The following is a 12,943-nucleotide window of genomic DNA, read 5'->3' as shown; positions in this document are numbered from 1 at the left end:
TATTAAAAATAAGAGTTGATCTGCACAATAACAACTGTTGCCATTTCTAACCTAGAGATAGAAATCATCTAATTATATCACATATCTATTTTGGATTCATTATACTTGTTTATAAAAGTAATATGTATATTAAGCAATAAGTAGTCATATTTCAGAAACAAGACCAGGCTATTCCTTTTAAATATATATTTTGTATTTCTTTGGTAAGATATAGATAGGTTATGAACAAATATTGATAAAAAAATTGACAAATTACTTCTTATGCATGCACTTTTAATCAAGTATTATTGATAAATAAAAATCATTTTTGCCTTTTAAAATATATTAAATATCTCTGCAAATATTCGAATAACTCTGTAAAGATAATCCTCGACTTAAAAACTAATAGAGCACTTAATAAGAGGAACAAAAAATTAAGAAAAATATGAATTTTTATTCATCATCTTGTACTCTATATAAGGTCAAGGTATTGTTTATTTTAATAACATAAAAGATGTTTTTAACTCTTTTCTTGAATAAATACTAAATATCAAGAAGAGTGTAATAATCATAGATAGAATATTTTTAGTATTCGTGCCACTAAGGCAGTGCAGGATGCTTCATGTATTAACTAAAATATTATCACTTAAAGAGGAGGCAACAAGAATGAATAATATATAAAAAATACATAAATAAATAAATGAAGCATATACTGTAATAAACACCATAACATTCTTTTGCTTCTTACCAATTATATCTGAATATGCACACAAAGCTGATTATTTATGTGGTCCAAGCCAACACTTAATGAATCTAAAAATAGTGTAGTAAATCTAAGCTAAAAATTATAGATTAGTCGTTAACATTGACTATTCACACTATATTCTTAGCTAAGATAAACATGAAATTACGGTATAGCACGTGAAATGTACTACACCTATTTATCATTTGAGATGAATTATAGAGCACTGGTTGTTGCAGGAAATTATAAAACAGATATTACTTTAAAAGAATGATCCATCTCTAATCGAGATGATAATATCATCTATCAACTCAATCAGTTTATTAGGTCATGCGATCATTCATTTTGCCAGAAAGTTTAGCACTATAATTGCTGGTCAATATTAAAATAAAAAAACAGTAAAAATAATCATATTAAATATCGGCAATATTTAGATAAAAAATAATCCTATATCCAGTATTCATACTAAATAATAGTGATATCTCGAATTAATATTTTCTATTAATCAGATTGATTTATAGGATCTGATAAATCTTAGATAGATAAAATGCTAGTTTTATCACAGCTGTTCATACAATGATAAGATGCAAGTTTTAAAAATTCTATATCGATATCTCGTCACGAGAATACCTAAAAGGATGACACGAGTATGCCTTATTCAATGCAGTTCTTTCTATAGCAATAATAAATCAGGAATTCATCAATTTATTTTTATTTTACATTGAATTTTATATCCTGTAATTCTCAACATATGCTATTGCTCATATTAAAAATGCAAGAGAATCACCATAAACATTAAATCCTAAGCAATCTATAATTATATAAAATTGCGGATACTTGCAAGATCACAATAAGAATACTATTTTGTTATTATAAATTAGTTAATAAATCATATTTTCCATTGACAGCATGCATGCAAAACCACTACTCAAATTCATATCACAATATTTTATAAAAGATAAAATGGTTATAAAAACATTGCCATGATATGAATCATGAGAGCTCACTAGGACAGGTATATCTTATGAATCAAAATCTGCTAGTCACTAAGCGTAACGGAAGCAAAGAACGGATAAATATTGATAAGATTCATCGTGTTCTAGATTGGGCAGCGGCAGGTCTTCATAATATCTCAATTTCTCAGGTAGAATTGCGTTCTCAAATTCAATTGTATGACGGAATCCGTACTTCTGATATACATGAAACTATTATCAAGGCCTCCGCAGACCTGATTTCGGATAAAGTACCAGACTATCAATACCTATCAGCTCGTTTAGCTATTTTCCATCTACGTAAAAAAGCATACGGTCAGTTTACACCGCCTAAATTATATGATCATGTATCAAAAATGGTCAAAATGGAAAAATATGATAAAAATCTTCTCGAGTATTACTCTCCAAAAGATTTTGAGCAAATGGATAATATGATAAATCATTGGCGTGATATGAATTTTTCATATGCTGCCGTGAAACAGTTGGAAGGAAAATATCTGGTCCAAAATAGAGTCTCTGGAGAGATATATGAGAGCGCACAATTTTTGTATATTCTAATTGCTGCATGCCTGTTTTATAAATATTCACATGACACTCGTTTAGATTACATACAACGCTTCTATGATGCAGTATCTACATTTAAGATATCACTACCAACACCTATTATGTCTGGCGTTCGCACCCCAACTCGTCAATTTAGCTCTTGTGTGCTTATTGAGTGTGGAGATAGTTTAAATTCTATCAATGCGACCGCCAGCACTATTGTAAAATATGTTTCGCAAAGAGCAGGGATCGGAATAAACGCTGGTCGCATACGTGCTTTAGGTAGTCCAATACGATGTGGTGAAGCCTTCCATACTGGATGTATTCCGTTCTACAAACATTTCCAAACTGCGGTAAAATCATGCTCCCAAGGCGGTGTGCGCGGTGGTGCAGCAACATTATTTTATCCATTTTGGCATCTAGAAATCGAAAGTCTTCTCGTACTTAAAAATAACCGTGGCATTGAAGGAAACCGTGTACGTCATATAGACTACGGCGTTCAACTAAACAGGCTAATGTATCAGCGCTTAATAAAGGGTGGATATATTACTCTGTTTAGTCCATCTGATGTTCCAGGATTGTATGATTCCTTCTTCGCAGATCAGGATAAATTCGAACGTCTGTATATAGGATATGAAGCAGATATAAATATCCGTAAGAAAACAGTGAAAGCAGTAGAACTGTTCTCACTTATGATGCAAGAACGAGCATCAACCGGTCGTATCTACATACAACACGTTGATCACTGTAATACCCACAGCCCGTTTGATTCAACCATAGCACCAGTGCGTCAATCAAATCTATGCCTAGAAATCGTATTACCTACTAATCCATTGCAAGATATTAATGATAAAAATGGAGAAATAGCTTTATGTACATTATCGGCTTTTAATCTTGGCGCAATCAATTCAATTGAAGATTTGGAGGAACTTTCAATCCTTGCAGTTCGCGCACTTGATGCTTTGCTAGATTATCAAGACTATCCTACTATAGCAGCTAAGAATGGTGCAATGGGTCGTCGTACCTTAGGCATCGGAGTGATTAACTACGCTTACTATTTGGCAAAAAACGATATGCGGTATTCGGATGGGAGTGCTAACAATCTGACTCATAAAACATTTGAAGCTATGCAGTATTACCTGCTAAAAGCATCTAATGATATTGCTAAAGAAAAAGGCGCTTGCCCATGGTTTAATGAAACCACATATGCGCAAGGTATATTACCAATAGACACGTACAAAAAAGATTTAGACACTATTTGCAAGGAACCTCTACATTATGATTGGGAAACTTTACGTATAGATATAAAACGTTATGGCCTTCGTAACTCAACTCTCTCTGCCCTTATGCCTTCTGAAACCTCTTCACAGATTTCTAATGCAACAAACGGTATTGAGCCGCCACGCGGTTATGTTAGCATTAAAGCTTCAAAGGATGGTATCCTGCGTCAAGTAGTACCTGAATATGAAAATTTGAAAAATAAATATGAACTGCTGTGGGAGATACCAAATAACAATGGTTATTTACAACTAATCGGTCTGATGCAAAAGTTCATTGATCAATCTATATCGGCGAACACTAACTACGATCCCTCTCGTTTTCCATATGGGAAAATTCCTATGAAACAGCTATTAACAGACTTGCTCACAGCCTATAAATTTGGAGTTAAGACACTATATTATCATAACACACGTGATGGTGCAGGAGATATACAAGATGACTCTAGGATTGGCAAAAAAGACGATAACTGCGAAAGTGGTGCTTGCAAGATTTAACACAACTAATACATCTTGGTCTATAAAAAATAGACATTAATACCTATAGCTTTTAGATTAAAAGATACAGGGAAATGGGATTACGTTTTATGGCTTATACTACATTTTCACAAAATAGAAATAATCAATTGCTTGAACCTATGTTCTTCGGTCAGTCGGTTAACGTATCTCGTTATGATCAGCAAAAACATGAAATATTTGAGAAACTAATCGAAAAACAGCTCTCATTCTTTTGGCGTCCTGAAGAAATTGACGTTTCTCGTGATCGTATTGACTATCAGTCGCTACCAGAACACGAAAAACATATTTTTATAAGCAACCTTAAATACCAGACGTTACTAGATTCTATTCAAGGCCGCAGCCCTAATGTGGCATTACTCCCCCTTAACTCGATTCCTGAGTTGGAGACTTGGATTGAAACCTGGTCATTTTACGAAACTATTCACTCACGATCCTACACACATATTATCCGTAATATTGTCAATAATCCGGCTACAATATTTGACGATATTGTTATTAATACAGAGATCGTCAAACGTGCAACAGATATTTCCCGCTACTACGATGACCTGATCAAAATGAGTAGTTACTGGCATATATTAGGCGAAGGCAATCATCAGGTTAATGGCAAAAATATCAGTATTAACCTACATTCTTTAAAGAGACAGCTTTATTTGTGTCTAATGAGTGTTAATGCGCTGGAAGCGATTCGTTTCTACGTAAGCTTTGCATGTTCTTTTGCTTTTGCAGAACGCGAACTAATGGAAGGTAATGCAAAAATAATTAAACTTATCGCGCGTGATGAAGCATTACACCTAACAGGTACTCAACATATTCTAGCTCTGATGCGCTCAGGTCTAGATGATCCCGAGATGGCTGTAGTGGCTGTTGAATGCGAACAACAATGTTATGACCTGTTTGTATTAGCTGCGGAGCAAGAAAAAGAATGGGCAGCTTACCTCTTCCGTGATGGATCAATGATTGGCTTAAACGAAGACATTCTATGTCAATACGTTGAGTATATCACAAATATCCGTATGCATTCAGTTGGCTTGGATCTTCCATTTCCATCATGTTCCAACCCAATACCCTGGATCAACGCATGGCTAGTATCTGATAACGTTCAGGTAGCGCCACAAGAATCTGAAGTAAGCTCTTATCTAGTTGGTCAAATTGACTCTGAAATCAACGTTGCTGATCTGAGCTATTTTAAACTATAAATAAGATTATTATATATTCGTAAAAGATAACATCGATAACCGTTCTCTGGTATCCAGATAGGAAAATATAATATAAAAATTAGTATAACCTAATTAAAATAGAAATAATATCACAGATACTAATCATGAATAGTTCTAGAGAACTATAATGTATCTGTACAAAACTATGTAATCAAAATTATGATACCTTTATCAATAAATGCTTAAAATCTTTTGATATTAATAGATAATTATATACATTGTTCTGTAATGTTTCTTTTATTATCATAAATATCCTATATAGTAAGGGATACTATTTATTAATTTAATCTACTGATATATTAGCTATGATCATCTTTCATCTAGCAACACATGCATCTCTGCACAGAAGAGACAGCATGCTTTGATTAAATAAATGGAAGGTCACTACTCTAATTGAAGACATACTTATAAAGTATATTATAATTGAGAGTACAGAACTAATCTCTTTATTGGATAAGCTATTTAATGTTTTATATTCTATGCTTGCTATTTAGTGGTATCATATGTATAGCAGTATGATGATTAGATTTTTCTAAACTTTTATTAATTCAGGAAAAACAATATAAAATTAATTTTTAGAATAAAGAATATTAATAAATAGAATTATAAAGTGTTATAATATAAAAACTCTAACATTTTTCATGATTAGTTGCAGCAACTAATATTAATCTATATTGTTTTGGACATTATTGAGAATCTTACGGCCTGAGCAATTTGCTCGGGTACAAACGGCAATATATCCCCACCATAAAGAGCTACTTGTTTTACCAAAGATGAAGAGACAAAAGACCATTCTTTTGATGAGATCATAAAGAGTGTTTCAAGATTAGGCATTAAATCTCGATTCATATGAGCAAGCTGCATTTCATGCTCAAAATCCGATACTGCTCTTAACCCTCTTACCAAGATATGAACATTTTGATCATGAGCAAAATGCACGATTAAATTACTAAACCCTAAAACTTCTACGTTAGGTAAATGCGTAGTGATATTTGTTGCCAAAGCTACACGCTCTTCCAATCTAAATAGATTTTTTTTGCTGGGGCTAGCTGCAACAGCTAATATTAAACGTTCAAACATGCTTGCTGCACGAGTTACTAGGTCTAAATGGCCATTTGTGATAGGATCGAACGTTCCGGGATAGATAGCGCTTTTCCCCATATCTTATCTTCTCATTTTATTTTTTGTAAGATGGGCTCAAGAAAGTATAGAATATTTTGCAGGGAACCTTTATTCCTGTTCAGCACCTCTATAGCATAGCGCCCATGTTGACGTCTGCATTCCTTATCTAGAAGTAAAGTAGTCACTTCTTTTACTAAAGATGCTGTATCCCTGATAATAATTAAACCATTAGCCTGCTCTAGCTTTGAACATATTTCTCTAAAATTAATGGTATGTGGGCCCATTAAGACAGGAATAGCATATGCAGATGGCTCTAATGGATTATGTCCTCCTTGTTCAACAAGACTACCGCCTACAAATGCAAGGTCAGCTACTCCATAGAGTAACATCAATTCACCCATAGTATTTCCAATTATTACTTGAGTTTTAGGGGATGGTCTATTACCTGATGACCGAGTTACATAGGAGAGGCCAGCACCCCTTGTTAGTTCGATAACATCGTCAAAACGTTCAGGATGGCGGGGAACTAGAATAAGCAATAGATCAGTAAAGCGATTTAAAAGTTGTTTATGAGCTTCTATTAAAATTTTTTCTTCGCCTTTATGAGTGCTAGTTGCTATCCATACTGGACAATTCAATCCCCACTTATGTCGCAACCTGACTGCCTTAGCGGCAAGATCAGGGGTAACAGAAATCTCGAATTTTAAATTACCAGTGATAGATAATTGTGAACGTAATACACCCAGAGAGAGAAAACGCTCGGCATCGGCTTCATTCTGAGCACAAATTAAAGTAATACGGCGGACCGTATCACTAATTAAGCTGTAAATTCTAGAGTATCTTTTAGCAGATAATGCTGATAAGCGAGCATTTACAATTACTAGAGGAATTTGACGTTTGCTAAGCTCTATAATGAGATTAGGCCAAATTTCAGTTTCCATAATTAGAACTAATCTGGGATTAAATTGCTCCAGGAAACGGTTTATGGAGCCGGGTAAATCATAAGGTAGATAGACATGTTGCACTTCTTGATTAAACAAAGATTGTATACGCTCAGAACCAGTTGGAGTCATAGTTGTAATAGTTAGAGGAAATGTTGGATAGCGACAGAGCAATTCCTTCACTAAAGGTATAGCAGCGAATATTTCTCCTACAGAAACCAAATGTAGCATAATTCCGCCTGATAACATTTTTTTTGAACAGAAGCCATAACGCTCCGCCCAACGCTTTCTATAAGCAGGATCCTTGGAACCACGCATCCATAATTTAATCCAAATTAGTGGCTGTATTATGTAAAACAGTATAGTATACAGTCTCTGTAGAATACGGGGTTTATATAGTAAAGGCACTTTAGTAAAAGATTCCAAATATTTAAAAATATAGAGATATGATACAAAATAATCCTAACAAACATCAATAAAGATATTTTTAGTTATTCAATATAGTAGAAAACTACTGGAATGGTTAATATTTAAGATCTATTAATACAGTATTATTATCAATTACATATCTTAATGCGTAATTTATGGATAAAATCATCTATGTCTTGTTAGATATGCTCTGCAGAAGTAAGAATTCCTCATATTAGTTATATTAAAACTTGAGATTTAATTAATCATTAATTCTTAGTAATTAAATACCAATACTTTTTTAATATGTAAAATTTTTATAAGATCTCATAAAGATCTACTAATAATAGCGTCCATAATTATAAATGGAGAATTAACAATAAGTGTTAATAACCTATTTCTGAATATAATGTGTATTATAATGCATTCTATATATCTAAAAATAAAAGCATAACACTAGGAAATCCAAACACCATTTGATTAATATATAAAAAATCATATTAGGATCTTCATTATGAGCAATTCCTTACTCATGCCCTTTAGACTTCCACCGTTCTCTAATATTAAATATACAGAAATAGTGCCGGCAGTAAGCATCTTGCTAGCAGATTGTCGTGATGTAATAGAAAAGATAGTTGCACAAACAGAACCATTTACTTGGGACAACCTATGCCAACCACTTAATGAAAAAGAGGACCGTTTAAACCGTATATTTTCTCTAGTAAATCATCTAAATTCTGTAAAAAAAACCTCAGAAATACGAGAAGCCTACGAGCAGTGTTTACATTTGCTTTCAGAATATAAGGCTTGGTCAGGGCAACACGAGGATTTATATAAAGCCTATATCAACCTCAAAAACAGCGAGATATTTACAAGATTAACTAAAGCACAGAAAAAAGCAGTAGAACTTTCACTGCAAAATTTTAAACTATCTGGTGTCGGTCTGCTAACAGAAAAAAAACAGCGCCTTGCTAAAATTATGATTAGGCTCTCCGAACTTGATTCAATATTTAGCAATAACGTGCTTGATGCTACCATGGGCTGGAATAAGCTTATTACCAATGAGGAGGATCTTGCAGGTCTCACAGAGAGCTATAAGAATATAGCAAAAATACTAGCAGAATCTAAGTCAAAAAAGGGCTGGCTAATTACTTTGGACGCACCTAGTTATCTAAATATTATGACTCATGCGGATAACCAGCTACTGCGTCATGAGATATATCAAGCATTTAACACGCGCGCATCTGATCAAGGTCCTCATGCAGGTAAGTGGGACAATAGTAATATTATAGACGAAACTCTACATTTACGCCATGAAATGGCCCAGATTCTATGCTTTAAGTCTTATGCTGATAAATCATTAGTGAAAAAAATGGCTAAAAATCCACAGCAAGTACTTAGATTCCTTAATGATTTGACACAGAGAATGTACTATCAGGGGACAAAGGAATTAGCTAAACTACTTTCATATACAAAAAAGTACTACAATCTAAAAACGCTTAAACCATGGGATATCATATACTACAGCAATAAACATAAAGCACAGCTTTATTCCATTAGCGAAGAACAAATACGTCCCTATTTCCCCGGAAATAGAGTATTAAATGGATTGTTTAAGATAACTCACCTGATTTATGGTATCACCACAAAAGAACGCTATAATGTAGAAGTATGGGACCCTCATATCCGATTCTTCGATCTTTATAATGCTAAGAATGAATTATGCGGTAGTTTTTATCTTGACCTATATACACGTGAAAATAAATGTGGTGGTGCGTGGATGGATAACTGCGTCGGGCGGATGCGCCGTGCCGATGGTAGCGTGCAAAATCCAGTTGCTTATTTAACTTGTAATTTTAATCCTCCAATAGGAGATATACCTTCTTTATTGACTCACAGAGAAGTCACTACATTATTCCACGAATTTGGCCACTGTTTACACCATATCCTTACTACGATCGAAATATCTGATGTATCTGGCATTAATGGAGTACCGTGGGATGCCGTGGAACTATCAAGCCAATTTATGGAAAACTGGTGCTGGGAGCCAAAAGCTTTAGCATTTATATCAGGTCATTACGAGACTGATGAGCCAATCCCAAAAGAAATTTTAAATAAAATACTCATATCTAAAAATTATCAGAAAGCACTTTTTATTCTGCGTCAAATAGAACTTGGGATGCTTGACTTCCGTCTGCATAAAGAATTTGATCCTGCAAAAGGTCCGCGTATTGTAGAAATTACCAAAGAGGTTAAAGAAATGATCGCTGTAATACCCTCAAAAGATTGGGAGCGACCTCTTCATACTTTTAACCATATCTTTTCTGGTGGATATGCAGCAGGTTATTATAGCTATCTTTGGGCAGAAGTACTCTCTGCAGATGCCTTTTCACGTTTTAAAGAAGAAGGTATTTTTAACCCAGATACTGGTCGTTTATTTCTCGATGAGATCCTATCGCAAGGCGGATCTGATGATCCAATGAATTTATTTAAGAAATTTCGTGGTCGTGAGCCTAGAATTGATGTAATGTTGACTCATTATAGTATGAAATAGTAGTAATTTAATCTTCATACTAGAGAAGAAAAAATATAAATAATACCTATACGATTGAATTAAGGAAGAAAATGGTAATTATTGCATATTATTGAAGAAATTACGACTTTCTGATATTGATATCAGAACGATCTAGGATGTAATCCAATAAATAGATTCAAGATAAGATAAATTATACAGTATCTAGTATCTATACTATAGCATTACGTCAAAATATATTAAAAGATTCTGAAGAGCTGATGCATAGGAACAAAAGCTATAGAAAAAATTAAATGTAATAGTATATAACCAAACTTATATAGAAAATGATGGTATTCTAGATAAAACTGCAGAAATAAATGTAAGCGCAGTTGAAATGCACAAGTATCATGCTTAAACGAGAAATTATGTAAGTTTTAGTAATTTACTATTATTTATAACAAAGTTTATTGTGCTACTTACATAAGTAGTGTTTTTATCTAAAAATAGTTTGAAGATACCTTGAAAAGGTATACATAGATTCATTCTATACATACTTTAGCATTACTAAATTAAAATAAAAGTTATTAGTCTAGATTATATTAAGTAAATAAAAAACAAGTACTGCGCAAGTTACTGAAAATAAGTTGTTTAATCATTATCAAAATTATTTTAATTTTCATATACCATGACTAAAACTATTGTTTAGATAATCAGCTCCTAATATTAGGATAATCCTATATTATTTGCATATTAATTATTTTATATGATATTCCAGAAGTTAATAAATTTTATAAATAGAACTATTCAAAGGATGTATTTTTTATGCTTGCAGTTAATTTCTAATAGAATAAAATATTTATCCTTAACGAACTAACATTTACAGAAAATATTAAAGTTAAATATAAAATATCAAGTACTTGAAATTATTTCAAATATTAAAAATATTTATGCACAGCAATTTATGACCTATATCTTAATCTAAAGATCTTTGTATATATACTGAAGGAATGTATATTTTAGCAGAATTTTCTACAATAGTCATTAGACTTGAATAGCAGCTAATTTATTTTATCATTTTGATATACGCTATTTTCAAATGATTTTGATCTCAAAAAAATAAAAAGAAATACTATATATTATTGTGCATAACAAAGATGATTTTGTAATCAAAATTACTTATATGATAAGATCAAATGTTTTTGATCGACCAATCTTAGTAAGATTACTAGAATAATTTTATGATTCTAAACATAATTATTTGAGCAAAATAATCTTAAAATTATATAAATGTCTGTAACTAAACAGTTTTCTTATACAATCAAATTTGATAAAACAACATTCTATTCTTTATTCTCATAGTTGATGATTTTGTTAAATAAATATAGCCAATTAATTTATAATTAGATAGTTCTTAACAATCAGATAATATCTGATTGTTTTAGAAATAACTATTGACTGCTATATATATTATGAATTATAAGCACGAATGTAGTGCTAGCTAAATTTGTGCTTATATGAGAATACTTTTTATTTAAAAGTATTATCTGAAAAATACTTCTCTTATTCTGGACTACTCAATACTAGATGATCATACTTACTTTAAATACAGGCATGGAAATTCATCATCAAATTTATACAGGAGAAGTTGTTACTTAAATCCTTTATCTTTCTTAATAAAATCATAAGCAGCCTGAATATCTTGGACTTTTTGCTTGGCCATTTCCATCATTTCAGATGGTAAACCTTTTGCAACCAGCTTATCTGGATGATGCTCATTCATCAGCTTACGATATGCCTTTTTTATCGTCATAACGTTGTCATCAGGATTTAAACCTAGAACTTTATAGGCATCTAATACCGTAGGAGTTCCCCGATCTTGAGCGCCGCCGTATCCATACCTCTTTTGCCGGCTACTAAACTGTTTTCCACCTTCCATCATACTGATGAACTGATCGAACTTAATACGTGAAAACCCGAGCTCTTCAGCAATCACATATAAAACTGCTCGTTCATTAGGATGTAGTGATCCATCAGCAAATGCTGCTTGTAGCTGAATTTCTAAAAATATACTAATCAAATCTATACTATTAAAACATATACTACGTAATTCTTGAATTTTTTTACGAAGTATAAAATCAGATTGCTTACCTTCACGAAACGCTTGCTGCGCAGATGTTCTAGCGGCGCCATGCAGATGCATCTGTTCCATTAGATCACTAGCAACGTGAATATCAGCTTCAGTCACTCGCCCTTTGGACTTGGTAAGGTGTCCCATAACCTGAAATGTGGTGTCAAAGAAAAGAGCTTGTCTATGATCCCTCGTAGAGAAGAAATCTCTATTTTTCGCTTGACGAGATTCATCAATTATATTTCCAATAATAAAACCTAATAAAGCACCCCAAAAACCAGTGCCTAATATCATACTAATAACTACTCCGATGAATTTACCCCAACAATGCATATTGTCCTCAATTGATCATGCCGTGGGACAGAATTTTTATTCATAATACAATAAAATGAGGAATTTTTGAAGAGATAAAAATTGAATGACATATGGGTAGGATTTCAATTTCATACAGATGATCCTCACTTATCTTATCATTCAAATACGCAAAATAATCACAACAATTCTTATTTAGTGATGCCGAATCCTAGCAGTATCACTAGGATAAGTATGATATAAAA

Annotated in this window: 6 protein-coding genes; 3 read left to right on the top strand and 3 right to left on the bottom strand. The window is 32.7% G+C overall.

Annotated elements, in window-relative coordinates:
- Positions 1 to 1,745: 1,745 nt before the first annotated feature.
- Together nrdA and nrdB are read left to right on the top strand one after the other, a co-directional pair.
- Complete coding sequence (gene nrdA, locus KTT71_RS00635) at positions 1,746 to 4,031, top strand: class 1a ribonucleoside-diphosphate reductase subunit alpha (RefSeq protein WP_216782561.1); 2,286 nt, start codon at positions 1,746 to 1,748, stop codon at positions 4,029 to 4,031.
- Positions 4,032 to 4,120: 89 nt separating this feature from the next.
- Positions 4,121 to 5,251 carry a class Ia ribonucleoside-diphosphate reductase subunit beta gene (nrdB, locus tag KTT71_RS00630; RefSeq protein ID WP_216782724.1) on the top strand — a complete coding sequence of 377 codons (1,131 nt, stop codon included), beginning with the start codon at positions 4,121 to 4,123 and terminating at the stop codon, positions 5,249 to 5,251.
- A 690-nt stretch (positions 5,252 to 5,941) separates the two neighbouring features.
- Here the strand turns inward: nrdB and coaD are convergent.
- Together coaD and waaA are read right to left on the bottom strand one after the other, a co-directional pair.
- Positions 5,942 to 6,433 (bottom strand): pantetheine-phosphate adenylyltransferase, encoded by a 492-nt coding sequence (coaD, locus tag KTT71_RS00625; protein ID WP_216782560.1) that lies wholly within the window; start codon positions 6,431 to 6,433, stop codon positions 5,942 to 5,944.
- Between the two features lie 11 nt (positions 6,434 to 6,444).
- Positions 6,445 to 7,719 (bottom strand): lipid IV(A) 3-deoxy-D-manno-octulosonic acid transferase, encoded by a 1,275-nt coding sequence (gene waaA, locus KTT71_RS00620; RefSeq protein WP_216782723.1) that lies wholly within the window; start codon positions 7,717 to 7,719, stop codon positions 6,445 to 6,447.
- A gap of 538 nt (positions 7,720 to 8,257) precedes the next feature.
- Here waaA and prlC point away from each other — a divergent pair.
- On the top strand, positions 8,258 to 10,297 hold the full coding sequence (gene prlC / locus KTT71_RS00615; protein WP_216782559.1) for an oligopeptidase A: 2,040 nt from the start codon (positions 8,258 to 8,260) through the stop codon (positions 10,295 to 10,297).
- Positions 10,298 to 11,906: 1,609 nt separating this feature from the next.
- Here prlC and djlA read toward each other — a convergent pair.
- Positions 11,907 to 12,719, bottom strand: a complete 813-nt coding sequence (gene djlA, locus KTT71_RS00610) for a co-chaperone DjlA (protein WP_216782558.1) — start codon at positions 12,717 to 12,719, stop codon at positions 11,907 to 11,909.
- Positions 12,720 to 12,943 lie beyond the last annotated feature (224 nt).

The organism is Candidatus Profftia tarda, from assembly GCF_904848675.1.
GTDB lineage: Bacteria > Pseudomonadota > Gammaproteobacteria > Enterobacterales > Enterobacteriaceae > Profftia > Profftia tarda.
The sequence above is the reverse complement of the archived record's forward strand: the minus strand, read 5'-3'. Positions and strand labels throughout refer to the sequence as shown.